Below are 25,638 nucleotides of genomic sequence, written 5' to 3'. Positions count from 1 at the left end.
TGTCCCACACCTCTTTGGGGAGATTACTTCCATATAATTCGGGAGTCGAAAATCATCGCTGACAACATCGTAAAGATGACCACCGACGCAAACGACAGAGCTGCTGGGCCCGGATAAATAGCCATCACGCCATCTAATTGAACCAATGCCACTAAGATGGCGACAACGAAAATATCGATCATCGACCAACGGCCAATAAATTCAGTCACGCGGTAGAGCTTTAAGTAACGATTCGCCCTTTGTTCTGTGAGCCCATGAACCCTTTTGGCATTCCAGTACAAATAAGCCAGAGCGACCATCTTCGCCATTGGGATAAAAACACTCGCAATAAGAATAATAAGTGCCACAGGGTATGAACCCATATTCCAAAGTAAGATAACCCCTTCCATGATGGTTGAGCCCTCGCTACTTCCAAAAGCTGAGGTATACATCATCGGGTACAAGTTGGCGGGGATATAAAACACCACCGAAGTAAACAACAGCGCCCACGCTATCTGCAGGTTTTTGATTGGTTCAAAGCGATGTAAGTGCGTGTGGCAGCGTGAGCAGTGATGAGTGCTCTCACTGTAGTTGTGTACTTGTCCGCAAATGTGACAGGCTAAATGCTGCTTATTTTGAAAGATGCTGCCTACCATTTGATCTTGCGAGGTTTTCATTGGTACTAAGCGATCCCATAACCAATCAAAGTCCACCAAAGATATCGTCTTCACCACCAGCACGGCGTAAATGCAAAACGCCCAGAACGACAGGCCCATGGATACGTCAGCCAAAGACGCTATCTTAATCAAGCTCACCAACACACCAATTAAGAACACATCGACCATCAACCATGGCTTTGCCCAACTTAATGACTTCAAAGCCAAAAACGTAAAGCGATTGGATGCGTAATCAACGTGTTTATTTCGGTCAACAAGCAGATAGAACCAAAGAGACAAAACTAAAAAGTACGCAGGTAAAAGAATGACGGCTAAAAAAAGTAAGATGGCGATCAGGCTGTTGTCCATTCGATTCATCATATCGACAGCTTGATACAAGGTAATCTGTTGGCTAATTCCTTGAACACTGAACGACATATAAGGAAAAGTGAGGCTCATTATCAACGTAATAAGACTCGCGACCGCATAAGCCATCACACCCTGCTCTTTGTGTTGCCCAACACTCGACAAGGCATGGGAGCATCTTGGACAAGACGCTTCACTGCCCGCAGACAACTCTTCAAACTGACTAACCAGTCCGCACTCGTGACATGACTTAGTAAAGCGCTCAGGCAAAGACGTCCCCTTTGATATTAATAAGCAACTAGACACTCTAGGTAAATATAAGTAAGGGTTGGATTTTTTGCCAATCTGCACCCTATGAAAGGAACGCGATATATTAGAAATGAGAGGTGGAAAGATGAAAAGGAGATGACCGAATGGTCACCTCCACGTTAAGTATTCACAAGTTTCGTTACTGGCTGAACAAAGCCTAGTTGTGATTATTATCTAACTGGTAGAAAGTCACTTGCGCATAATCGCTGTCAGCACTTGAGTTATCTTGCAAGTAGATGCCTGCTTTAAAGTACATGTAGTTATCAGCATCGTCATAACCGCTGTTGCTCATATTCACTTCTTTTGCCGCTAGCTCTGAACCATTCTGGCTAATCGTCGTAATCAACTTGTCGCCTTCGACAACAATGGAGTACGAGAAGGTTTCATCTAACGCAATGCCATCACTTGGGTTGCTGGTGTTATTCAAGTCACCATCAGAAGTGACCATGTTACCTAACAAGTTATGCCAAGTTTCATCACCCCCAGTCGATTTAGAGGTTTCATGAGCAAAGTAGATCGCACCTTTGTCGTTCCCTGGCAATTTATGGTAGTACAGACGAATAGGTTCGTTTTTCTCAGCGTGGATCTGACCAATCACGATTCGACCAACTTGCTCTGTGTTTGAGGTCGTAGTCGTCACATGGTTGATGGCCAACGTCGCATTCAACGTGCCGTCAATGCCACCAAAATCAGCCTGTTCACTCGATGGAATAGACGAGAATGCCCAGTTGTTGTCTTTACCAGAGGTAGAGTAAGAAGTGTCACCACGACGCAGCATTTCTCGCAGTTCAGTACGCACATACTTAGTTCCACTCGATGTGGTCACGCCTTCAACAGGTGTATAGAACACCAAGCCACCATCACTGCCTGTATAGAAGAACTGATCTTCATAACCAGCATCTAGCGCGTTCTCTTTAATAGAAGTTGCGTAACCATCTCCTTCATCAACAGGGATGCTGACATACCAATCGAGTAAGTCGAAGTTGCCTGATGGCGGTAGATTTGGATCAAGACCGTAGTCAGGGCTATCATTACCACTGATTTCGACTTCAGTTATGTTTGTCCAAACACTTTGAGCGCTGTTTTCAAATACTTTGATACGAATCCAGCGAGCTTGAACATCTGTTACATCATAGCTTTCAAAACCTGATGTGCTGCCACTGCTGTATCCATAGTAAACCTTGTCCCAATTACTTGAGCTTTCATCTGCTAATGCTCTGATCTCGAACTTATAAGTTTGTTCTTCTCCTTTACCCCAAGCTATCGCGACGTCCTGAACATTTTGTACTGATCCTAGATCGAGCACTAGATTAACAGGGGCATTTTGAGCCGCCCAACGCGATGACCAGTCTGTGCTGCCATCAATCGCATTTGATGCTGGATAAGAGTTATGAGCTCCTCCCCAGTCTGATGCAGATTGAATATTCAATGTTTCAGCCGACGCTCCACAAGAAGCCATCGCCAAAAGAATTGAGCACGAAAGTGGTTTGCAAAACTTAAAGTTGCAAGGGTTAAAAATCATACAAGTCTCCATGATATATTTCACGTATATTGTTTATTCCATAGTTTGTAGGGTGTTACCGAAGTAACGGAAACCACTATAGGACAATATTTGTACGACAAGTTGAACAAACATCACGATCATGAGTTATTATATTACAAATAAATAACTATGTGACATGCACCATTCTTATACCAAACACATCATCTAATAAGGCGTCTATATAACTCGAAGTTTTTACGCTTCGTTGTTAGCCCCTTTTGTTACTCTCACACAGCACGACAACGTCCGACGATCAGCTTTTGATGAAATCCTGTTTAAGCTTCTCTTCCAATGCTTGAACACAAAGTTGGATGGCGATAGGTGTGTTGGAAGTGAACGGGGTCAGCGCATAAACAGTGTTGGTCGGCAGTTGAAAGCTAGGCATGATGTCGACCACTTCACCAGATAACTGGTGAAGGTAGAAGTCTGGGATCACACCAATGCCAACGCCTGATTTGATTAAGGCAAGACAACTATGAAATGAGTTAGTGGTACAACTGGCTTGTTGTTGATAGACAAAGTCTTTCTCACCTTGAGAGCTAAAATGATGAGTCACCTGTTTTCCTTGCCATGAGTTAGCAATATAAGGAAGCGATTCAAGTTCACGCTCTCGCATGCTTTCTACGCCACACAAGACGTCTTTAAACTCACCTAACCGTTTCTGCTTGAGATTGCTGTCACGCGAGCTGCCCACTCGTACCGCAAGATCAATATCGTGTTCCATGAAGTCCAAATGTTGATCATCACTGATCAGTTCTGGCTTTAGTTTCGGGTACTGCTTCATTAAGTCTGCAATAACAGGCGCGACCAACAAGTCCATCAATGCATTGGGAGCCGTTATTCGAATCCGACCTTGCGGCTCTTCCAGTTCGGCTTTCGCTATATCCCACGCCGATTCAGCGATCACGTTGATGTCTTTACAACTCAGGTAGAAACGTTCACCCATACTGGTTAGGGTTTGCCTTCGTGTTGTGCGCTTGAGAAGCGAAGCGCCTAGCTCTTGTTCCAGAATTTTGAGGTGCTGACTGACGACAGATTTAGACAACTCTAGTTTTTCAGCCGCAGCCGATACTGAGCCTTGCTCTACGATATGAGCGAAAATAGACATCTGCTTTAGCTTACTCATCTTATTGTTCTCTTTTTGCATACAGTATTTTCTATTATCTCTGTTTTTCAATTTAATTTCCAAGACTAAACTGAATCCCACTTATCGAGATACCTAATCAAAGAAACAGTGTTTGAAAGAAGACTGCTATGGAGAGAAAACAATGTTAAACAACCAAGTATTAGAAGCATGTAAGCAAGGCATTAACGCGTGGCAAAAAGCATTCAATAGCCAAGACGCAAAAGGTTGTGCAGACCAATACACTGAGGCTTGTGTGATGGAAGCTCGCCCATTCGGCACTTTTGAAGGCCGTGAAGCGATTCAAGCATTTTGGCAAAACATCATTGACCAAGGCTTCAAAGACGTTGATTACACAGATGTTAAGTGGGAAGAGTATCCAGAGGGTGGCTACATTCTTACCGCTAGCTGGACAATGAACAAAGCGTTCGGTGTCGTGCACCGTGAACACTGGGCATTAGAAGCGGATGGCCGTGCTCGCCTAGTAAGCGATGACTTCGAAGTTCAAGGCGAACGCTAGAAGCTAGAAGCTAGAACTGCAGCATAAAGCATAGAAACAGAAAGCAAAAAGCCAGCAATCCAAATAGGACTGCTGGCTTTTTTAATCATCATTCTTGCCGTCTTTTCACTTCATTTGAAAGTGATTCAGTGACTCTACACAATCACCAAACACGCTCATGGTTTCCAGTTGAGGTGATAATCGAGCTGAACAAGTACCAATCTATAGTGCTGCTTTCTTCGCTTCTGCAATCCAAGCATCAAACGTATTTTGGTTCGCTTTAATCCAACCGTTTACGTGCGCTTCGATATCAGCCGAGCTGTTCTTACCTTTACTCATCATCATGTTCTGAGCACTTACATCGTTGATGTTAAGTTTGATGATTTCGAAAAGCTTAGCCGCAGATGGGTTGTTCTTCGCAAACTCTTTGTTCGCGATGATACGCATTGAGTTCATTTGGAAGCCGTAGTTTTTGCCATTAGACAAAGTAGTATCGACATCAGAACGCTCGCCAGGAAGTGAAGAGAATGGCACTTCTAGCCATACTACGTCTTCGTTAGGAACCAATACACCACTTACCCAGTACGGTGTCCACGTGTAGTAAAGGATTGATTCACCCTTTTGATAACGTGAAATCGTGTCTGCGATGATAGCCGCATAGTTACCTTGGTTATGAGTTACTGTATCGTCCAGTTTGAATGCTGACAGTTGATGTTCAATCACCATCTCACAACCCCAACCTGGGTTACAGCCTGTTAGGTCTGCTTTGCCGTCACCATCTGCGTCAAACAGTTTCGCGATTTTTGGATCAGTTAATTGACCAATGTTAGTGATGTTGTACTTTTCTGCCGTTTTCTTATCAATCAGGTAACCTTGCGCAGCACCACTTACATATTGGCCTTCGCGGTAGAATTTGTCATCGCCACCCGCCATTGTGTATTTGTCTGCGTGAAGTGGGAACCAACCTACCGTTAGGAACGTTGCGTCACCTTTTGCAATTGAGGTGTAGCCTACGTTGTAGTCCACTTCTTGCGTTGATTTCACATCGTAGCCAAGTTCTTCTAGAGCACGGTTAACAATCAACGTTTGGAACGTTTCTTCTGCTACAGACGATTGAACAGGCTGAACAGATACACCTTCACCCGGTAGGCTTGCTGCCCACACGTTCGTTGATACTGCCAGTGTAGAAACGATGCTCACTGCAAGTTTGCTCTTCCATGAATTATTCATTGGTGTTTTTCCTTAATTGAAGTTCTGATTTGTTACCGCGATTTAAAGCATTAAGTACAAGGGAAACAGGTCCCATGCGGTACCAGCGTAATTTTGTATTGCCTGCATTGACACCCAACACTTGGGTAATGCGATCTAATAAGATGGCGAGAATAACGATGCCTAGACCACCGACTGCGGCCAGCCCCATATCTAAGCGGCCGATACCTCTCAGTACCATTTGACCTAGACCACCTACCGCAATCATTGATGCGATAACCACCATAGATAGCGACAACATCAGTGTTTGGTTTACGCCCGCCATGATGGTTGGCAATGCTAGTGGCAATTGAATTCGATAAAGCATCTGTTTTTTGCTTGCGCCAAATGAGTGACCGGCTTCAATCAACTCTTCCGGCACTTGCTGAATACCTAAAATGGTTAAACGTACCACTGGCGGCAGTGCGAATATGATGGTCACAACAACACCCGGTACGTTACCGATACCAAACAACATTACGATGGGTACGAGATAAACGAAGGCTGGCGTGGTTTGCATGGCATCCAGAATTGGACGAACGAATTTAGCCGCCGTGTTACTGCGGGCGAGCCATATCCCCATGGGTAAACCAATCAACAGGCAGAAGAAGACCGATGTCATCACCAACGAAAGCGTGGTCATGGCTTCAGACCAAGCGCCAATCAAACCAATGAACGTCAAGGATACTGCTGTAGCAACACCAAGCTTCAGGTTTGAAAACTGCCATGCGACTAAAAACAAGATGATCAGCATGAATGGTGCAGGCGTGGAAACCAGTGCTGTTTCAAATGAACTTAGGATGAAATCGATAGGCACACGTATCGCCTGAAACAATGGGCGTCCATGTTCAACCAACCAATTCAGACCAGACTCAACCCAAGTATCCACTGGTAGTACGGCTTCAGCGAAAGGGTTCAGTGGGTCAAAAGGCGTAACCTCAACGGTTTCGCTGCTTAACCAATCCGCAGATGGTGCAGTTTCCGTTGTTTGGCCCCAAGGATCACTTGCTGGCTGAGTAGAGGGAGCTGCTTGCGACCATGGGTCATTATTTGTTTGTTCCGACGACATGATCTATCCCTTATCTAATGTTTGTAGCAATCGTGACTTAGTCACAACGCCAAAGTAATTACCTTGCTCGTCCACAACAGGAACGGAATAAGGCACACCGCCAACAAGGCCAAGCACATCATTGATTGGTAAATCTGGATTGAGAGTTAAGCCATCACTTAGCTGAGCGCTAACTAATGATTTGTTCTCTTTGTGGGCTTTGCGAAGGGAATCGATGGAAACAATGCCTGAGTAGTGACTGCTCTTCTCAACAACGATGCCGTATTCACGATCGTTATCCATCAAGATTTGCAGAGCCGAGGCTGGACCATCGTGTTCAGATTTCTTAAATACCGCTGCAGGTTTCTTGCGTGCGATGTCTTTCACGGTAAGAACACTTGCGACATTCACACCACGGAAGAAGGCTTCAACGTAGTCGTTCGCTGGGCTGTTTAAGATCTCGTCAGGAGTACCCACTTGAACCACTTCGCCATTTTGCATAATCGCGATTCGGTCACCGATACGCATCGCTTCATCCAAATCATGCGAGATGAAAACAATCGTTCGTTTATCGTCATTTTGAAGTCGGATTAACTCGTCTTGCATTTCGTTACGAATCAATGGATCGAGTGCAGAGAACGCTTCGTCCATTAACAGAATGTCTGGGTCACATGCTAAGGCGCGAGCCAAACCAACACGCTGCTTCATACCACCAGACAGTTCATCTGGGTAAGACTCCGAATACGCGCCAAGGCCAACTCGTTCTAACGCGGCCAGTGCTGACTCTTTTCGTTTATCTACATCAACACCCGCAAGCTCAAGGCCAAACGCTGCGTTTTCGATCACAGTCATGTGAGGCATCAATGCGAAATTTTGGAAAACCATTGAGATGTTGTTGCGGCGGACTTCGCGGAGTTCATCTTCTGAGATGTGGGCAATATCTTTGCCTCGTAGAAGCACATTGCCTTTGGTAGGTTCAATCAAGCGGTTAAGAAGGCGTACTAGGGTTGATTTGCCAGATCCTGACAGTCCCATTATTACGAAAATCTCGCCTTCTTGAATACTAAGAGAAACATCGTTAACGCCGATCGTTAGACCTGTTTCTTCGAAAACTTTGTCTTTGTCCGCACCTTGATTAATCATCGTAAAAGCACGGTCGGTGTCTTCACCAAACACCTTGTACAGTCCCTTAACTTCCAGTATGGGATCCATGTAATCTAATCCTTTCTTAGTTATTTAAACTTAAAAACGGTTATTTAAACTTAAAAATGACTTATTTAAACTCAAAAAACGATTAGCACTCTAAGTAATTAGCCAATGTAAATCAAGGGGTCTCGTTCTGTAAATCACCCACAAAACCACCAATCCCCTAGAAAAAACAATGATTAAAAATAAAACAACAAACACCCAAAGCACTGAAAAACAAAGACATTAAAACAACAAGGTCGCTTGCAATATTATGTATTACTTACTGATAGATTATTGAATATTTATTTTACATTTGATCAATTAATACGCTAAACAGACTAAGAATAGCGCCAAATAGTTCGTGTACAAATAATTCGAATACAAACTATTTATTAAGATTTCGTGACGCTTTAGATGCAAGCACTCAGCCTGTTGTAAGGGTCTGATCCCCCACTCGTACTTAACCTAAAAAAACAAAGGAAAATCGGCTAAAACCAGCGAGACAAAATCGAGTTTTTCAACCCAGAATTTCAAAACATCACACCAACTGTGATACTTGCTGCAAACTGTTCAATATCGATTATCTAAGCCACAAGACAACTTGTAGAGTGCTCACTGCTGAGCCATTCTTTATAAAAGAAATAGACATTTCCCCGCGATGAATGAGAGAGAAAGACAAGGAATTCGAATGATAAAAATGCTGGTGTGTGACTTTGACGGAACGCTGGATGGAGGATCTTCTCATGGCGTTAATCAGTTATTTGACTACCTAACCGAGCAACCTGATATCCGTTTTATCATTGCGACAGGAAGAACTCTGCCGTCAATTCGAGTTGGGTTGGCGTCTGATAACTACCCTAAACCACACAGCATTATCAGCGATGTTGGCACTAGAATTCATCACGTTCACTCCCAAAAACCCGATCATGTTTGGCACAACCAGTTAGAAGCGTCTTGGAACAAATCCAAGGTCGAGACAGCACTCGCACCACTCGACTTTATGGGCGAACGCTTTGAAAACCATCAAGGTGATTACAAGATTACTTTTGAAGGGAAGCTGTCTGAACCTCAACATGAGTTGATCGAATCAAGCTTGGAGTCGCACGGATTGGATGTACACCTCACCTACTCCCACGATTGGTATTTAGACATCACACCAAAGGGCGTCAATAAGGCTACCGCGATTCATCATCTACTCAAGCAGCATGATTTGAGCGTAGAAGAGGTGTGTGTGGCTGGCGACTCTGCAAACGACACATCCATGTTAACGATAGATGGTGTAAATTCGATATTAGTCGCTAACCATTACCCAGAGGTGGCTCACCTGTCCGACAGAGACAATGTGTACACTAGCACAGCAACACACGCTGAGGGTGTGTTAGAGGGGCTCAAATACTGGCAAAAGCGCGCGTCGAATATCCGATAAACGCCTGTCCGCCATTAACAACAGATTTGAATAAAAAGGCTTCCAGCTTTACTTCCAACCCGGGAGCCAATTTTGATTATCTGTAAGCTCTCGCCAATTGATGTCTTCTTCTCGTTTGGTCATGACCGCCTCTATCATGCAGCGCACGACCTCCCCTTCATCAAATTCAACTTCTGTGACCATAAAGTGCTTTTCTTTCTTCACAGGGCTAACGGCTGTCCATTTGCTACGAAATAACTTCTTTGGGTTGATCCGATTCATGGGCTTCTCTCTTGCATTGATGTCGTTGATTATTATGAGTTGTCTACTCGACACACAGTAATAGTCTTTCCATGGCAAAAAAGATCATAAAAAAAGCCAGCGGTTAGGCTGGCTTCGTTCAATTAGCTATGTCTCGTTAAAGATTAGCCATTTTTAGGTGGATCAAATGCCGTCAGTTCTAATACTGGGCCTGTGTATTTTTCAATTTTCACAAGCGCAGAGTTCGCTGCACAACCATTCGCCAAACGAGAGGTCGGAATATCCAACGTAAGTACGTTACAGCCACCGTTTTTACATAGGCCTGTATCTTTATCTAAATCTGGCCAACCGCCTTCATGGATACATACAGAGCCTTGTTTGATGCCATCTGTCACTAGTGCACCAACCAATACTTGACCACGACCATTGTGTGCGCGAACCAAGTCACCCGTTTTAATGCCACGCGCTTTTGCGTCTTCAGGGTGGATTGAAATCGGCTCGCGGTCTGCAATCGCATACTCTTCACGAATCTTCGCGTAGTTGAACTGACTGTGTAGACGGTGCGCCGCATGCGCTGTCATCAATTGCAGTTCGCCATCTTTAGCATTGCCGATGTACTCTGTTGGCTCCATCCAAGTTGGATGTGGAGGACAATCATCAAGCTTGTAACCTTCAATCGTTTTCGAGAATATTTCAATCTTACCACTTGGTGTGCCTAGTGGATTCATGATTGGATTCTCTCGGAAGTCAGCGTAACGAACAAACTGTGCGTTCTTCTCGTTCCACTTCATTTCGATCAGTTGATTGTCTTCCCAAAACTTGCTGAAGTTCGGCATAGCAACGCGTGCAGCGCGGCCACCTTGTTGAGCAGCTTTGTAGAATTGGTACAACCATTCCATTTCAGTTTTGCCTTCGGTATATACTTCATGACCACCTGGAGCTAACAGCTCTGCCATATCTGCAAATACATCGAAGTCATTACGCGCTTCACCTTGTGGCTCAACCGCTTTCTTCATTGGTACTAGGTGCTGGTTACTGTAGTCGCCAGTCATCGTCAGGTCATTACGTTCAAACGATGTTGTAATAGGCAAAACAATATCTGCATGCTTCGCAGCTGCGGTCCAGTAGATTTCAGAAATAACAACCAATTCCGGTTTCTGCCACGCTTTAATCAAGCGGTTGGTGTCTTGGTGGTGAGTGAAATTACCACCGCCCGCCCACCAAATCATTTTGATATTTGGGAACACACGATCATGACCATTATGTTTGTACGCTTTGCCCGGATTTTCTAGGGCTTCTACAATACGAGCAACAGGGAATGAGTTAATCACCTTACCCGTCGCTGACCAACCTCGCTCATCACTACCTGCTACAGCACCTAAAGACGCGGACATTGCAGGCAATACGCCAGCATCGCGAGATGGGTTGCCGCCATTAGAGTAGTGGTAAGAGAAGCCGAAGCCACCACCTGGCAAACCAATCTGACCAAGCATTGCAGCAAGAGTTACTAACATCCAGTGGCGTTGTTCACCAAACTGTTGACGTTGAATACCCCAACCTGCCATCAACATTGTGCGGTTGCTGCTGAAAATATCAGCCAGCAATTCAAGCTGTTTAGCTGGCACACCACACACGCTTGACGCCCACTGTGCGTCTTTCACTACGCCGTCTTCTTTACCCATTAGGTAATCTTCGAAAACATCATAGCCAGTCGTGTATTTTTCGATGAATGTTCGGTCGTGTTTACCTTTTATAACTAACGTATGAGCAATACCCATCAACATCGCAACATCGGTCATTGGGTGTGGAGCAATCCACTCAGCGTTGTCGCCAAAGAACTCGATAGTTTCAGAACGCATTGGGTCGATTGCGATAACCGTTTTGCCCGACTTCTTCAACTGATGGAAGAACTCTAAGCCCGAGCAGTCTGTAGAACTCCAAGCGATCTTCAAAGTGTTCATTGGGTTTAGGCCCCAAAGTACCACCACATCACTGTGTTCTAGCACCATTGGGTGCGTTGTTTGTTGCTCGTATACTTCAATCGAGCCCACAACGTGCGGCATGATAACTTGCGCAGCACCTGTTGAGTAATCGCCCATGTGACCAGAGTAACCACCAGCCATGCCCATGTAACGCTGAAGTAAAGTCTGTGCCTTATGAAGCACACCACTTGAACGCCAGCCGTATGAACCTGCGAAAATTGCATCTGGGGTGTTATTTGCACGAATACGCATATGTTGTTCGTGTATTAGTTTGTAAGCTTCCTCCCAAGATACGCGAACAAACTCATCGCTACCGCGCTCTGCTTTAGGCGCTAACGGGTTATCTAAGTAGCTCTTGCGTACCATAGGGTATTTAATACGCGCTTTGGTGTGTACTTGATCTGGGCCTGTGGTTTGAAGGCTGTTAAAAACGGTTTGAGGTACCGCATTCGTGGTCGACACTAACTTGCCATCTTTCACTTCACACAGCATTGGTCCCATACGACCTGCCGTTAGAACCCCTTTTCCACGCGTGTTTGACGAAGCTACTGACATTGGAGAGAACGATGTAAACGCCATCGCACCAGCAGTGATACCTGTGCCTTTTAAAAATCCGCGACGTGTAATATCTGTCATTTTTTATTCCTTACTATTAGTGGCCAACAACGTCTTTCGCGTGGTTTTGGAAATACTTAGTCAGAAGTTCAAGGTTTTGTTCTGAGATATCTGTACGAGCTCCCATACCTTTAGCTACTGGTCCCCAAGCGTTAACAGTGAAGTGCTCACCAGGAATTTTTGCGTGACAAGTCGAACAGTAGACGTTGTCCAACTCTTCTGCGTAAGACCAGATTGGGTCTAGGCTATCGACAACTGGCGAAGTAATGTCACCCGTCAACGCAACAGAACGCCATTCGTTACCATAAGCATCGGCTTCGTATTCACCAGTAGTCAGTGCTTCTTGACCTTTGTCTGTTAGTGTCGCAACGATCGCACGTTGACCCTCACCGAAGTAAAGCACTTGCTCTGCGCCTTTCATTTGAAACGCATTCAGAGTCACAGTACGGTTGTCGCCTTCAGCTTTAACCACTTCTAGTTTTGCTGTTGGATTTAGGTTACCAAATTCGCCCATTGCGATATCAGTGACTGGGTAAACCACTTTCGCATCTGCTGGCGTATTTTTGGTAAAGGCAATCAGGGTATCGAAGGCTTTGCTGTCTAGCTGAGCTTCTGGGGCAAAGTGCGCTACGCCTTTATGACAGTCGATACACGTTTGGTTGTTCTCTTTCCCGTAAGCGTGCATTTTCGCCGCATCACGAGATTGCTCAAACTCTTCCATAGCATCGAAATCGTGACAAGAGCGACATGTCGCTGAATCATTTTCACGGAATTGAGCCCATACTGTTTCGGCCATCTCTTCACGGTGTGCTTCGTATTTTTCAGGTGTGTCGATCTTACCTGAGATGAATTCGTGATAGATGTCTTTAGACGCTCTTACTTTGGTGATCACGTAGTCAATCGGATCCGTTGGGATATGGCAATCGGCACACTCAGCTCTAATGCCTTTTGCGTTACTGAAGTGAACTGAACCTTGGTATTCTTTGTGGGGTGTTTCCATTGTGTGGCAAGAAACACAAAACTCAGTGCTCGATGTATAGTGCATAACGGCTGCAGTTCCCCCTAAAGTTAACCAGCCAATGCCTATACCAACCGCCGCTATTAGTGCGATATAACGTTTTTTTATTGTCATAATTTTTAATCATCTTCAACAATTGGTTACAATTACGATCAGAATAGTACTTTAGGGGTAGTTCCGTTTGATTTGGATCATAAATCGCAATCTGAGGAACAAAAAATGAACCTTTCTGAAAGCTTAATGTCACTTAAAAAAATTAGCGCCCTAACAACCAATCGCCACACAAATATAAGGCTCGCATTAGATTCCAATAACTGATTAATAAAACAATAAAGACATTAAACTCGCTCCCAAATCAAAGAAGTAAATTGTAAATCTAATACAATGTCGGCTAACTCTTTTCATAAACTCTTCACTCCATGAACCAGACAGAATTCCAGCAAAAAATAGCGAGTTTCACCTCTATCGAACAAGCGCTTGATTACTTTGAAATTGGGTTTGATAGCAAGTTCATCGAGCAAAACAGAATCGAGCTTGTGAAACGCTTTAATGGTTATCTGATTCTTGAGAAACCTGATGATTGGTTTTCTGGACGAAGAGCGCTAAAAAACGCTTATTGCAAGGTGCAACGTAGCAAGTTAGATCGCCACACACGTTCTGCCTGCCGTGGGTGTACCACTTGCCAGCGTCGATAGTTGGAAAGTGGGTTGTTCAAAAATAGACAACGAAAAAGTAGATCGTTGAAATAACATCTCATTACGATTTAGTTAATGGTTTGCTCGAAAAAAAGTGTGCTAGTCTTACGGCAACTCAACTACGAGATAAAAACTACAATGAAAATTTTCAGCAATTTCGAAAGCGGCAATATTCACGTCGTTTCAGCAGATTCACCACAAAACATTCAACTGACTATCCCAGCAGACAACCAGACTGAAATCTCTCAGTGGTTCCACTTCCGTTTAGAAAGCGATGCTCAACAAGCACACCACTTTGAAATCGGTCAACTGGCAACGTCTGCATACCCTGAAGGCTGGAAAGATTACGATGTGGTTGCATCGTACGACCGCGAAGAATGGTTCCGTATTCCATCTCAGTTCGATGGCGACACGCTAAGCTTCGATATCATTCCAGAGCACGATTCAATGTACTTCGCGTACTTCGCACCGTACTCATACGATCGTCACCAAGATCTTCTGCACAGCGCGCAAACGCACCCAGCTTGTAAGCTTGAAACTCTAGGTCACACACTAGACAACAATGACATCACTTTGCTAACCATTGGTGAGCCAAGTGAAGAGAAGAAAAACATTTGGGTTATTGGTCGCCAACACCCTGGCGAGACTATGGCTGAATGGTTAATCGAAGGTCTACTTCAACGTCTACTTGATGAAACAGATACAGTGGGTCGTTCTCTGCTAGACAGCGTTGTTTTCCGCGTGGTTCCTAACATGAACCCAGATGGCAGCATCCGCGGTCACCTTCGTACTAATGCGATTGGCGTTAACCTGAACCGTGAATGGCAATCGCCTTCTATGGAGCGTAGCCCAGAAGTATTCCTTGTTCGTGAGCGCATGCTAGAAACGGGCGTTGACCTGTGTCTAGACATTCACGGCGACGAAGCGATTCCATATAACTTTGTAGCAGGTAGCGAAGGCACGCCTTCATACAACGAGCGTATTGCTAAACTAGAGAATCACTTCAAGCAAGCACTGCTGACTATCACACCAGAGTTCCAAGATGAGTTTGGTTACGATAAAGACGAACCGGGCAAAGCGAATATGACGGTTGGCACAAACTGGATTGGTGAGCAGTTCAAGTGTTTAGCTTACACAGTCGAGATGCCATTTAAAGATCACATCAGCCACGCAGACGAACTTTACGGTTGGTCTCCAGAGCGCAGCGTTGCATTTGGTCACGACATGCTAGCCGCAGTTTGGGCAACAGTAGACGAGCTATAAAACGAACCATAAGACGAACTTAGCTCCTTAGTTTGTTCATATAGTTAGTTTGCTTACATATATAACAAAGCCCAGCACTTGAGAAAGTGCTGGGCTTTTTAATATCGGCTTAAATGAGTGAATCCAACTTTAAAAGCTTTCTATGCCACTCTGAGGCTTGCAAAAAATACTGGGTATCGCTGTCTTATGTGGCGTTGTTCTGACACCATATCTTTAAAGCTTGGACCTTGTGATAACTGAACGATCACTTCGTCACCTTCTTGTCGCAATACGGCACCGCTAATATCAATACTGTTGTTGTCATGCAACCTTAGGGTGCCTGCCATTGAAAAACCGCGATAAACAGGAATGATATTACGCATCATCAGGCGGACGCCCTTTTCAGACACTTCACTCACATGAAAAAGCTCATCCTTAATTCGCATCACCGGGCGTGCCTTTTGAGGGTACTTTAAGCGGTAATATTTGCGTTTCTGGGTGAATGACTCTTCACGCATTAGTGACTCCCTGTCTCTGTTATTCTTTAAAGCGAGCTGACCGTTTGCTTCAGTTATCATCAGCAAAGGCCATTCTTAATCTTCAATTTGGCTTCAAATTAATACATTCACCAAATTAATATCTGATTATTATATCGACTTTATAACCTAATGCTTTAGGCATTTATGCAGAGAGACAAGGATTCCCTAAGATTCAGTGAAAAGTGAGATATGAGTCGTATCTGTTAACGCTTCTATCAAGCTTTAAACCTAGAGCTGAAATAAGGCTAACTGAATACTGAAACCCACAAATAGCACACCACAAACCATGTTCATCATTTGCGAGGTACGCTTTTGAACCAACAAGCGCTTAAACGTATCCGCCATTAAGATAACGACCAAGAACCACGTCGACACCACTATCGCTTGAATCCCACCAAGCATTAGGCTGTCTGATACAATCGCATCTGTGGTAACGAACTGAGGGAATATCGAGAGATAAAACAGCACAATTTTAGGGTTAAGTAGATTGGTCAATAGCCCCTTTAAGAACTGATGATAAAGCTTACTCCCAGATGCACTCACCACAGAAAGCACACCCTCTTGCGCACGCAATGCCGCCCGAAAATGGTTGTAACCAAGCCAGATGAGATACAAAACCCCAGCCCACTTCAGCCCTTCAAACGCCATTGGTGTTTTTGACAACAACAGGCTTATGCCATTAGCTGAGATAAAAGCGTGAAAAAAGAAACCACAAGACACGCCTAACACATTAACAAACGCGAACAGCTTCCTTTGAGTCAACGCTGTGCTTAATACTAACAATGCGTTAGGGCCAGGAATAATGGCAATAAAAAACACGATGACAATGAACAGCCAGATACTATCCCAACTCATTTCTATCTCTTTTTACGTATCATTTTTGAGGCGCACATTGTAAGTCCATTCAATGCCATTACAATATGCTCAACGTTTAATTAACTCGTATGGCTAACAAACGAAATTAGCGAATATAATAAGAGCGTTTATGGTCTAACGTTACAAAACTGATTCTCTAACATTTGCAGCCCTGTTAGACTCCACCTCCCTTTTGATACTTGGTTCATTTATGTCATTTGATAACCTAACCCTTAACGCAAAAACCGTCGCGGCGATACCATCTCAATTCGATAAACCAACAGAGATACAACAAGCGGTAATTCCTACGATTATTGCCGGGAAAGACGTGCTGGCGTTGGCTCAAACGGGTAGCGGGAAAACATTGGCGTTTGGCTTACCTTTGCTGAACAACATCAACCATGATGTAAATGAACTGCAAGCACTGGTTATCGTTCCAACACGTGAACTTGCGTCTCAAGTCGCTGAGTCTTTAGAACCGATCGCAACGGCTCTTAATATCAGTACGATTACGTTGACGGGCGGTGTGAACACGGATGACCAACAGCAGCAATTATTAACCAAACCACAGATTGCTATCGCAACACCGGGCCGCTTGCTGGCTGTCATCAAGAGTGGTGAATTGGAGTTAACTCAATGTGTGTCATTGGTTCTTGATGAAGCCGACCGATTGATCGACATGGGCTTTTGGCTAGATATTCAAGCGATCACCGCAGCTCTGCCAGCGAAGCGCCAGTCATTGCTATTCTCTGCAACGCTTCCACCTGAGTTAGTCAACCAGGCTGAAACGCTTTTATCAAATCCAGAGAAGATCACAACGCATCAAGAAAACAGCGTTGTCGAAACGATTGAAGAAACACTGTATCTCGTGAACAAAGGCAGCAAGGCTCAAGCACTGATTGCTCTACTTAATCAAAACCAATGGCCACAGGTGCTGGTTTTTATTGGCGCCAAAGACAATGCAGACGCATTAACCAAGCGATTGAACAAAGCTAAGATCAGCGTGAGTGCGTTACATGGCAACAAGAGCCAAGAAGAGCGCGCGCAGGCATTAGAGAGTTTCAAAAATGGCGAAACTCGCGTGCTTATCGCAACCGATGTGATGGCTCGTGGCATCCATATTGATCAGCTACCTGTTGTGATCAACTTTGAATTGCCTTCTCACTCAGCAACTTATGTGCATCGCGTAGGAAGAACAGCGAGAGCAGGAAGCGCAGGCTGTGCTATCTCGCTAGTTAGCCACAGTGAAAACGAACACCTCAATGCGATTCGAACTATGACCAATAAGCCACTGCCGTTGCAATCGTTGGAAGGTTTCCCTGTGACCGATAAACCAGCATCAGAATCAACGGCTCGTAAGCGTCCGCCAAAAGACAAAATGGCCAACCGACGAACAGCAAAGAAGAAGAGCATCAAACAATTTGAGAGCAAGCCAAACAGCTCAAAGTAACCAGAAATAGCTCTAAGCAACCAGAAATAGAATAATTAGCTCAGTTTTCACTGGGCTTTTTATATGCAATCAAACATAAATTCACACGCAAAAACTGCTCTAAAGACGCCAACTTAAATGACACTTTTGTGAATTATGATGCCAACGTATTGATTCTTGGTTGCCCAAAAAAAATACTCTTAAATCACGTTGACGCCCCTATATCTGGCAACTAGATTTTTCTATTAGTGTCTAATACAGGAGGTCATTGAAATGAAACGTGCTAGCTCTACATATCGATTACAACTGATTAAGGAAGTGGCAACCCGCCGAGATCGTCAACGTTGCAATGACCCGATGGCAAACTACATACAAACCCTAATAGATAACAAAGATGACTGCGATACTTCGGTTGAACGTAACCAGAGATTCAGTGGCAGCCATTTTGATGAGCACATAGGTGGTTGGGTTAGCGACCACTGGGGTAGCAAGTAGTCAAGTACGCTAATAAGCCGTCAGCTTAACCGCTGTAGAATTTATCTCCGCATTAACCTATCATCTGCAACAATTTCCTTTCATTGAGTAAGCAGAAAGTGTCTGAGTTAAAAAGAGAAAAAGAAGTGATGGTTGCCTTCCAAGTGATCCCTCGCGTTAAAGAAGGCAACAATTTCGAAGTCGTTGATAAAGCTATTGAAGTGGTAAAAGCGGCCGATGTTCCATTCCAAGTCGGCGCAATGGAAACCACGATGAAGGGTGAACTCAACCAATTACTCGATATCATCAAAAAGGCCGAACAAGCTTGTTACGACGCAGGGGCTGTTGAAGTCATCACAAACATTAAGATTCATAGTAAGACCACCGAAGCCGATGATACATTTTGTACGTACCATCGAGGTGTAACGAAAGCGAATCATATGTTTGTTTAAGAAAGTGCTGCTGTTGAAAAGACTCTGATGAACCAGTGATGTTATTGAAAAGGCATGTCTGATAGGTGAGAAAGGATTTCCATTCGTTCTTCTTCTGACATCGAATGCCAATCACGCGCGCTCTCTTCAGGGTCATCTTTCGCCCCAATCGGTTTCCTATCCAGTGCTTTGACTGGTTTTTTTTTGATTCTTACGTCCTTTTTATTCATACCGACACCACTCCTTCTGGTACAAAGGTACCTATCTTAGTATTACACCCCAACCATTATGTAAAGTAATAGTTACTTCGGAGTTAAATAAAATCTTAATACTTCCTCTTTAGCCGAAAAGATCTCTCTGGGGACTTGTACTTCCCTCTTCGTCTACCGGCTGACCAACCAAGTTGTTTTTCTTCATTATTTTTCTTCTATAGCGCTGACGACACAGTTTTATCACGTGCAATTGTTCAGCGGGTGTCATCGACATCCAATTAAAACGCTCTTCTCTTTTGCGCATACAGCCATTGCAATAGCCTTTTTCATCGCTTGAGCAAACCCCAACGCAAGGGCTTGGAACTTGGAAAAACTCTAACTGCTCCACTACGTCTCCTTACACATCCAAAATCAAGCTTACTAATTCAAAAATAAGCGATTAATTTGTCGCCTAGCTCATGAAATCCATACTAAACTATGACCTTATACTGACACATATAGTGTTTTGTAAACTATACTTTGAACCCATCAAGTTACACTTATTCGGTAACTTCGTTCTTTCCTTTGGAGCCTTATAATATGAAGTTTAGTTCAAAAAAATTACTAGCAGTAGCCGCTTTACCTATGATGCTAGCAGCATGCACAACAACAGGTGATAACGCTATGCAAGTAACACCAACCGATCTACAGCACCATAATTGGGAACTTGCGCAAATTGATGGCAAGGACATTGAGAAAAGCGAACATCAAGCAACACCTCGTCTAGAGATCGGCGAAAAGATGACTGCAAACGGCATGGCTGGTTGTAACAACTTCTTTGGTCAGGGCGAACTAAAAGACGGTCAATTCCGTATCAAACAAATGGGCATGACAATGAAAATGTGTCAGGGCTCAGCGATGGAAATCGAACAATCGGTTTCAGCTACTCTAAGCGAGTGGAGCGACGTAACGCTAACTAACGATACGCTAGTACTGAAAAACGATGTACACACGCTAACGTACACGATTCGTGACTGGGTAAACTAATCCGTCATCGACATCAGATATTGATTTAAGGAGCCTTCACGGCTCCTTTTTTATTGCCTGCTCAAAACCTAATCATTAAAAACGCTACTTCTCGCCTTCTTTTCGTACCAACCTCCAATAAATATCAAAAAAACCTCATTTAGGTGCAATTAATTCACCGCTTTAACGGTCTGTTGGTAGGATGGCAGAGGCCCCTAGTAATTGATTGAATTTACTATTGAATTAGAAATTATTTCAGAAACAGATAGAATAACTGTTATGCAGTGTTGATCTTTCGTTAACCACGAAAGGCCAACACACCCAAGGGAGTTCGAAAATACAATGCTCTTGCCCGTTCACTACCAAATGGAAAAGTTTATGAACAAGATAGTAAGTACGTTAGGAATCATGGCAACCGTTGCATACAGCGCAACCATTTATGCTGATGAAGCAACATCAACCGACAACTGGAACCAAATTGAACAGCAGGCAGAGGGAGAAACTGTCTACTTTCACGCTTGGGGCGGAAGCCAAGAGATCAATCGTTACCTACAATGGGCAGGCAAGAAGTTACAGAGTGACTACGGTGTTACCTTAAAGCATGTAAAAGTAACCGATATTGCAGAAACCACGACTCGCTTACTTGCAGAAAAAGCAGCAGGCAAGAACAGCGAAGGCAGTGTTGATATCGTTTGGATCAATGGCGAAAACTTCCGTTCGATGAAAGACAACGCTTTGTTGTTTGGCCCGTTCACAGAGTCGCTTCCAAACTGGCAGTACGTCGATAAGTCTTTACCGATTGATGTCGACTTCTCTGAACCAACAGAAGGCCTTGAGGCACCTTGGGGCGTTGGACAACTTGTGTTCATTCACGACCAAGAGACACTACACAACCCGCCACAATCATTTTCAGAGATGTTGAGCTACGCTCAAGCGTTCCCAAACCGTTTGAGCTACCCTCGCCCACCTGAATTTCATGGCACTAGCTTTATCAAGTCTCTATTGATTGAGCTAACAAATAACAACCCAGCGCTGGCTCAACCTGTTTCGGAAGACAACTTCCAAGCGGTAACAGCACCACTTTGGGCTTACCTAGACAAATTCCATAAAGTGGCTTGGCGCGGTGGCAAACAATTCCCTGCAGGTACATCTGAAAGCATCCAACTTCTGGATGATGGACAACTCGACCTCGCGATAACATTCAATCCAAACTCTGTGTATTCAGCACAAGCAAGTGGCCGTTTAGCGGAAACTACCAAGGCTTATGCGTTAGAAAGCGGCGCTTTATCTAACATTCACTTCCTTGCGATTCCTTGGAATGCCAATGCAACGGCAGGCGCTCAAGTGACCATCAACTTCCTATTGAGCCCAGAAGCGCAATCTCGCAAGGGTGACCTTAATGTTTGGGGCGACCCTTCGGTGTTAAGCAGCAAGTACCTGACCGGAAGTGCTAAAAACACTCAGCAATTTAAATCGGTTGATGAACCACACCCAAGCTGGCAAAACGCGCTCGAGAAAGAGTGGCTTAAGCGATACGGTAACTAAGCTTGATGCTACGCGCTCTATATTTTGTTGTTATAGCTGTGTGCATTATCCCTACGATTCCTGGGGTAGCGGGAGTGGTGGCCTCGTCACTGAGTTTTATCCCGCCCCTAGGTTTAGAGGAGCCCTCTCTCAACGGTTTTAGCCAAGTCTTCCAATGGGAAGGTGCTTGGCACTCCATCGGTTTGAGCCTAAGCTCTGCAATCGCGAGCAGCTACATCGCCTGCTTCCTTACCTTTTGTATTCTTCAAGCCTCTTGGGGAAACAAGTTTTGGAGAAAGATTGAGCTAACGTTATCGCCAATGCTGGCTATTCCACATGTGGCTTTCGCCATTGGCTTTGCTTTTTTATTTAGCCCAACAGGCCTTGGGGCGAGAGCAGTACATCACCTACTCGGTGAATCGGCGACGAGCTCTGAATTGGCTTTGTTGGTCAAAGACCCATACGCTTTCGGCCTCATCACTATGCTGGCACTCAAAGAAGTCCCTTTCTTGTTGCTGATGAGCATATCGATACTTCAACAAATCGATGTCGAACGTATCACTAAGGTGAGTGCTTCACTAGGCTACAGTCGATCTCAGATTTGGTGGAAATGTATTTTCCCACAATGGTTTACCAAGCTTCGTTTCCCAATGCTTGCGGTACTCGCTTACAGCGTATCGGTTGTCGATATTGCTTTGATCATTGGCCCGACTAACCCGCCGACCTTTGCAGTACTAGTATGGCAATGGTTTAACGACCCAGACCTTAATCTATTACCACGAGCAGCAGCCGGAGCCATTGTTCTATTTGGCTTAGCGTCGTTGATCATCGCCTTAGCACGTTTGGTTGAATGGGCAATTCTGAAATACTTTCGAACTTGGCAATATTCAGGCAGAACAGGCGTGAACCTTCCGGGGAAAACCGTCTTTACTGTGCTTGCTGCGTTGTCACTACTTATCATTCCATTGATGGTGATTTGGAGTGTTGCCCAACGTTGGCGTTTCCCTGACTTTCTCCCTAGCCGCTATAGCATGCGTTTCTGGGAGTTTGAGTGGGATGGCATCATGAGTACCATCGGACAAAGCTTATGGATTGGTCTTATTGCCGCTTCGGTGGCTTTGATACTTGCGCTGGTTGCTCACGAATATCGAATCAAATACAAGTGGCAAGTTCCGGGCTTTATTATCGCGATCCCAATGTTGATCCCTCAGCTCTCTGTGTTGTTCGGTATGCAAGTCACCACGCTTTATATCGGCAGCAGCGCTTATGAATTCTGGGTGATTTGGGCACACGTATTCTTCGCCTTTCCATTTGTGTACTTGTCTTTAGACGGGCCTTGGAAAAGCTTCAATGATGGCCTGATAAAAGCGTCACTCAGCTTGGGCAAGTCGCCATCTCAAAGTTGGTACTCCATCAAGCTGCCTATCTTGTTGCCTGCCATTGCCTTCGCTTGGGCGGTTGGGATCAGTGTAAGTTTGGCTCAATACTTACCAACATTAATGCTTGGCGCGGGTCGCATTAGCACAATCACCACAGAAGCTGTTGCGCTAACGAGTGGTTTCGACCGCAGAGTAACCGCTATTTACGCCATTTGGCAGGCCTTATTGCCTCTATTCTTTTTCTCTTTAGCGATATTAGTCAGCCGACTTCAAGTCAGATATCGCCGTCTTACTTTTAAGGGTTTCCTAAGTAATGAGTCTGTACCTCAACGACCTCGCCATCCATAAGAACGATGGTGAATCGCTGTTTTCAGCGCTAAACGTAACATTAGAATCTGGCCAAGTATTGGCTTTGATGGGGCCGAGCGGCTGCGGAAAATCGACTTTGTTGGATGCCGTTGCGGGGCACCTAAATGAAGAATTTTCCTATTCTGGCAGCGTGGTTTTGAACGATATTCAGCTCGATGAGCTTCCATCACACCAACGTGAAGTCGGTATTCTGTTTCAAGATGACTTGCTGTTCCCTCATCTAAAAGTGTGGGAAAACTTGGCATTCTCATTACCTAACTCTGTTAAAGGCTCAGCTCGCCAGCAACAAGCAATGGCGGCGTTAAAGGATATTGAATTAACTCATTTAGCTGAGTCCTTCCCCGATCAAATCTCAGGCGGCCAACGTGCGAGAATAAGCTTAACTCGCATGTTGTTAGCGAAGCCTAAACTGGCTTTACTCGATGAACCATTCAGTAAGTTAGACCAAGAGCTCAGAGCACAGTTTCGCGACTGGGTGTTTGAGCAGCTGACAAAAGCCAACATCCCTACGCTGATGGTAACGCACGACGAAGCAGATGTGCCTCAAGGAGCGCAAGTACTCTCTTGGCCATGGAGAAGTCATCATGCTGGATAAGTACTCTATCAAAGTCATAAAGTGGCCGTTAAACCAATCAGCTAAAGTATTGAATCAAATCGGTATCACAGCGAACCAAACCACCCTGTTCGGATTTTTAGTCGGCTGTTTAGCGTTTCCTGCGTTAGCATTTCAACAATATGAGTGGGCGTTAGGCTTCATTGTATTCAACAGAGTTTGCGATGGGCTTGATGGCGCTTTGGCTCGAATCCAAGGCATTAGCGATGCGGGCGGCTTCCTCGATATCAGCCTGGATTTCCTTTTCTATTCGTTAATTCCTTTTGGCTTCGTGATTGCGAACCCTGAACATAACGCTATTGCGGGTGCATTTTTGATCTTCTCTTTTATCGGCACAGGCAGCAGCTTTTTAGCGTTTGCGGTGATGGCAGGCAAACGAGGAATCGAGAACCCAGTCTATAAACATAAGTCGCTCTACTACATGTCTGGGTTAACTGAGGGCACAGAGACCATCGCCTGTTTCATTGCTTTTTGTATTTGGCCACAACACTTTGCAGTTATTGCTTACACCTTTGGTGCGGCATGTTGGCTGACTACGTTTATGCGAATTTATTTCGGGTTCCAGACCCTCAAGACTCAGCAAGAGAGTTAGCAATCTAACGACAAAAACAAGACACAAAAACGCCGCTCAATATGAGCGGCGTTTTTTCTAACTGATGTCTAAAAACAATTAAGCGTCAGCAGAAGCAATAATTTTAAACCTCAGCACCTTCAAGCTTGAATCAAGATCGACATCGACAAACTCAGGCGGGTTATCTAGGCGTTCAATAAACTCAACGTTTGGCGCTTCTTCTGCCATCGTTTCGATAAGGAAATTAGGAGAAACCGCTGGTGAGTTAACACACGCGATCACTTCACCACCTTCTGTTAGAAGCTCAGGTAATCGACGTAAGATCTTTTTGTAGTCTTTAGTTAGTGCGAAACTGCCTTTTTGGAACGAAGGCGGATCGATAATAACTAACTCGTAAGGGCCACCTTTCTTGATTTTGCCCCACGACTTAAAAATATCGTAACCAAGGAAGTTAACCGAGCGCATGTCGTGGTCATTCAAACGGTGATTATCGCGGCCTTTGTTTAGCGAGCCACGCGACATATCCACGTTCATGCACTGACGAGCGCCACCAGCGATAGCTGCGACAGAGAAGCCACATGTGTATGCGAACAAGTTAAGAACATTCTTACCCTTGGCATTATCTTGTACCCACTGACGACCATTACGCATGTCTAGGAACAAACCGAAGTTTTGATTACGGCCAATGTCGAGCTGATATTTAAGACCGTGCTCAACCACGACTGGAGAGTCGTTTAGCTCGCCCCACAGCACTTCTGAAGGCGCACCATCGGCATAACGGTGTTGCAGAACAATACTTGTGCCCTGCTTTGCTTGCCAGATGTCTTTATTGGTCAAGTCAACCAATCCAGCTTTAAGAGATGACAAGAACTCATCGTCTACTTCTTTGAATACGTTAACCAGTAGCTGCCCATCAACCCAGTCACATGTCAGTTGCTCTAGACCTGGCCAAAACTTACCACGACCGTGAAAGATACGGCGCAGTTCATTTGGTACTTCATTAAGTTGCTGTTCAATATGACTAAAAAACAGAGGTAAAGCTGATGCTTCCATTATTTCA

Annotated in this window: 26 protein-coding genes; 12 read left to right on the top strand and 14 right to left on the bottom strand. The window is 44.6% G+C overall.

From position 1 onward, the window contains the following. Positions 1-23 precede the first annotated feature (23 nt). From OCV12_RS05845 to OCV12_RS05835, 3 genes are all read right to left on the bottom strand, one after another. Complete coding sequence (locus tag OCV12_RS05845) at positions 24-1,271, bottom strand: paraquat-inducible protein A (protein ID WP_261885587.1); 1,248 nt, start codon at positions 1,269-1,271, stop codon at positions 24-26. Positions 1,272-1,467: 196 nt separating this feature from the next. Beyond that, positions 1,468-2,832 (bottom strand): polysaccharide lyase family 7 protein, encoded by a 1,365-nt coding sequence (locus OCV12_RS05840; RefSeq protein WP_261885586.1) that lies wholly within the window; start codon positions 2,830-2,832, stop codon positions 1,468-1,470. Positions 2,833-3,106: 274 nt separating this feature from the next. After that, a complete protein-coding gene (locus OCV12_RS05835) occupies positions 3,107-3,979 on the bottom strand; it encodes a LysR family transcriptional regulator (RefSeq protein ID WP_261885585.1) in 873 nt (290 codons plus the stop codon). 142 nt (positions 3,980-4,121) lie between these two features. Between OCV12_RS05835 and OCV12_RS05830 the strand changes: the two genes are divergently transcribed. Beyond that, entirely contained in the window at positions 4,122-4,496 is a 375-nt protein-coding gene (locus OCV12_RS05830) for a YybH family protein (protein ID WP_261885584.1), read from the top strand. A gap of 201 nt (positions 4,497-4,697) precedes the next feature. Here OCV12_RS05830 and proX read toward each other — a convergent pair whose 3' ends face one another. From proX to proV, 3 genes are read right to left on the bottom strand one after another with little or no spacing between them, the layout of a single operon-like run. Further along, a complete protein-coding gene (gene proX, locus OCV12_RS05825) occupies positions 4,698-5,705 on the bottom strand; it encodes a glycine betaine/L-proline ABC transporter substrate-binding protein ProX (RefSeq protein WP_017630082.1) in 1,008 nt (335 codons plus the stop codon). Beyond that, positions 5,698-6,792 (bottom strand): glycine betaine/L-proline ABC transporter permease ProW, encoded by a 1,095-nt coding sequence (gene proW, locus OCV12_RS05820; protein ID WP_019824227.1) that lies wholly within the window; start codon positions 6,790-6,792, stop codon positions 5,698-5,700. Before proW ends, proX begins: the two co-directional genes overlap by 8 nt. A 3-nt stretch (positions 6,793-6,795) precedes the next feature. After that, positions 6,796-7,983 (bottom strand): glycine betaine/L-proline ABC transporter ATP-binding protein ProV, encoded by a 1,188-nt coding sequence (gene proV, locus OCV12_RS05815; RefSeq protein WP_261885583.1) that lies wholly within the window; start codon positions 7,981-7,983, stop codon positions 6,796-6,798. 664 nt (positions 7,984-8,647) lie between these two features. On the opposite strand from proV, the gene OCV12_RS05810 reads away from it, so the two are divergent. Beyond that, positions 8,648-9,385, top strand: a complete 738-nt coding sequence (locus tag OCV12_RS05810) for an HAD family hydrolase (RefSeq protein WP_261885582.1) — start codon at positions 8,648-8,650, stop codon at positions 9,383-9,385. 48 nt (positions 9,386-9,433) lie between these two features. Here OCV12_RS05810 and OCV12_RS05805 read toward each other — a convergent pair whose 3' ends face one another. The 3 genes from OCV12_RS05805 to OCV12_RS05795 all read right to left on the bottom strand — a co-directional run bounded on the left by OCV12_RS05805 (position 9,434) and on the right by OCV12_RS05795 (position 13,354). Further along, positions 9,434-9,646: a TIGR02450 family Trp-rich protein gene (locus OCV12_RS05805; RefSeq protein ID WP_026084164.1), complete on the bottom strand. Its 213-nt coding sequence runs from the start codon at positions 9,644-9,646 to the stop codon at positions 9,434-9,436. A gap of 143 nt (positions 9,647-9,789) precedes the next feature. Continuing rightward, a complete protein-coding gene (locus tag OCV12_RS05800) occupies positions 9,790-12,243 on the bottom strand; it encodes a molybdopterin guanine dinucleotide-containing S/N-oxide reductase (protein ID WP_261885581.1) in 2,454 nt (817 codons plus the stop codon). Between the two features lie 16 nt (positions 12,244-12,259). Next, positions 12,260-13,354 carry a NapC/NirT family cytochrome c gene (locus OCV12_RS05795; RefSeq protein WP_176681597.1) on the bottom strand — a complete coding sequence of 365 codons (1,095 nt, stop codon included), beginning with the start codon at positions 13,352-13,354 and terminating at the stop codon, positions 12,260-12,262. Positions 13,355-13,659: 305 nt separating this feature from the next. Here OCV12_RS05795 and OCV12_RS05790 point away from each other — a divergent pair, with 305 nt between their 5' ends. Together OCV12_RS05790 and OCV12_RS05785 are read left to right on the top strand one after the other, a co-directional pair. Further along, a complete protein-coding gene (locus OCV12_RS05790) occupies positions 13,660-13,935 on the top strand; it encodes a nitrogenase-stabilizing/protective protein NifW (RefSeq protein WP_017630075.1) in 276 nt (91 codons plus the stop codon). Positions 13,936-14,073: 138 nt separating this feature from the next. Further along, positions 14,074-15,198 carry a M14 family metallopeptidase gene (locus OCV12_RS05785; RefSeq protein ID WP_048658353.1) on the top strand — a complete coding sequence of 375 codons (1,125 nt, stop codon included), beginning with the start codon at positions 14,074-14,076 and terminating at the stop codon, positions 15,196-15,198. A 140-nt stretch (positions 15,199-15,338) separates the two neighbouring features. Here the strand turns inward: OCV12_RS05785 and OCV12_RS05780 are convergent, their stop codons facing one another. Continuing rightward, positions 15,339-15,695: a hypothetical protein gene (locus OCV12_RS05780; protein ID WP_017630073.1), complete on the bottom strand. Its 357-nt coding sequence runs from the start codon at positions 15,693-15,695 to the stop codon at positions 15,339-15,341. Positions 15,696-15,944: 249 nt separating this feature from the next. Then, on the bottom strand, positions 15,945-16,571 hold the full coding sequence (locus OCV12_RS05775) for a LysE family translocator (RefSeq protein ID WP_017630072.1): 627 nt from the start codon (positions 16,569-16,571) through the stop codon (positions 15,945-15,947). A gap of 211 nt (positions 16,572-16,782) precedes the next feature. Here OCV12_RS05775 and OCV12_RS05770 point away from each other — a divergent pair, with 211 nt between their 5' ends. The 3 genes from OCV12_RS05770 (at position 16,783) to OCV12_RS05760 (ending at position 18,926) form a co-directional block, all read left to right on the top strand. Continuing rightward, on the top strand, positions 16,783-18,021 hold the full coding sequence (locus OCV12_RS05770) for a DEAD/DEAH box helicase (protein WP_261885580.1): 1,239 nt from the start codon (positions 16,783-16,785) through the stop codon (positions 18,019-18,021). 252 nt (positions 18,022-18,273) lie between these two features. Continuing rightward, a complete protein-coding gene (locus OCV12_RS05765; protein ID WP_048658349.1) occupies positions 18,274-18,495 on the top strand; it encodes a hypothetical protein in 222 nt (73 codons plus the stop codon). Positions 18,496-18,623: 128 nt separating this feature from the next. Continuing rightward, a complete protein-coding gene (locus OCV12_RS05760; RefSeq protein WP_161679187.1) occupies positions 18,624-18,926 on the top strand; it encodes a thiamine-binding protein in 303 nt (100 codons plus the stop codon). 41 nt (positions 18,927-18,967) lie between these two features. Here OCV12_RS05760 and OCV12_RS05755 read toward each other — a convergent pair whose 3' ends face one another. After that, positions 18,968-19,135 (bottom strand): hypothetical protein, encoded by a 168-nt coding sequence (locus OCV12_RS05755; RefSeq protein WP_017630068.1) that lies wholly within the window; start codon positions 19,133-19,135, stop codon positions 18,968-18,970. Positions 19,136-19,244: 109 nt separating this feature from the next. Beyond that, positions 19,245-19,505: a DUF1289 domain-containing protein gene (locus tag OCV12_RS05750; protein ID WP_261885579.1), complete on the bottom strand. Its 261-nt coding sequence runs from the start codon at positions 19,503-19,505 to the stop codon at positions 19,245-19,247. Positions 19,506-19,696: 191 nt separating this feature from the next. On the opposite strand from OCV12_RS05750, the gene OCV12_RS05745 reads away from it, so the two are divergent. From OCV12_RS05745 to OCV12_RS05725, 5 genes are all read left to right on the top strand, one after another. Continuing rightward, positions 19,697-20,143: an META domain-containing protein gene (locus OCV12_RS05745; RefSeq protein WP_017630066.1), complete on the top strand. Its 447-nt coding sequence runs from the start codon at positions 19,697-19,699 to the stop codon at positions 20,141-20,143. 357 nt (positions 20,144-20,500) lie between these two features. Then, positions 20,501-21,667, top strand: coding sequence for an ABC transporter substrate-binding protein (locus OCV12_RS05740; RefSeq protein WP_261885578.1), 1,167 nt, complete (start codon positions 20,501-20,503; stop codon positions 21,665-21,667). A 5-nt stretch (positions 21,668-21,672) separates the two neighbouring features. Next, a complete protein-coding gene (locus OCV12_RS05735; protein WP_261885577.1) occupies positions 21,673-23,373 on the top strand; it encodes an ABC transporter permease in 1,701 nt (566 codons plus the stop codon). Continuing rightward, positions 23,339-23,989: an ATP-binding cassette domain-containing protein gene (locus OCV12_RS05730; RefSeq protein WP_161748774.1), complete on the top strand. Its 651-nt coding sequence runs from the start codon at positions 23,339-23,341 to the stop codon at positions 23,987-23,989. Before OCV12_RS05735 ends, OCV12_RS05730 begins: the two co-directional genes overlap by 35 nt. Next, a complete protein-coding gene (locus OCV12_RS05725) occupies positions 23,979-24,599 on the top strand; it encodes a CDP-alcohol phosphatidyltransferase family protein (protein WP_017630062.1) in 621 nt (206 codons plus the stop codon). The genes OCV12_RS05730 and OCV12_RS05725 overlap by 11 nt, the downstream gene beginning before the upstream one ends. Positions 24,600-24,677: 78 nt before the next feature. Here OCV12_RS05725 and OCV12_RS05720 read toward each other — a convergent pair whose 3' ends face one another. Continuing rightward, positions 24,678-25,631, bottom strand: a complete 954-nt coding sequence (locus OCV12_RS05720; RefSeq protein WP_261885576.1) for a class I SAM-dependent methyltransferase — start codon at positions 25,629-25,631, stop codon at positions 24,678-24,680. Positions 25,632-25,638: the final 7 nt, after the last annotated feature.

Source organism: Vibrio pomeroyi (genome assembly GCF_024347595.1).
In the GTDB taxonomy this organism is placed as follows: domain Bacteria; phylum Pseudomonadota; class Gammaproteobacteria; order Enterobacterales; family Vibrionaceae; genus Vibrio; species Vibrio pomeroyi.
Note: the sequence above shows the minus strand (reverse complement) of the source record. Positions and strands in the feature narration are given on the sequence as shown.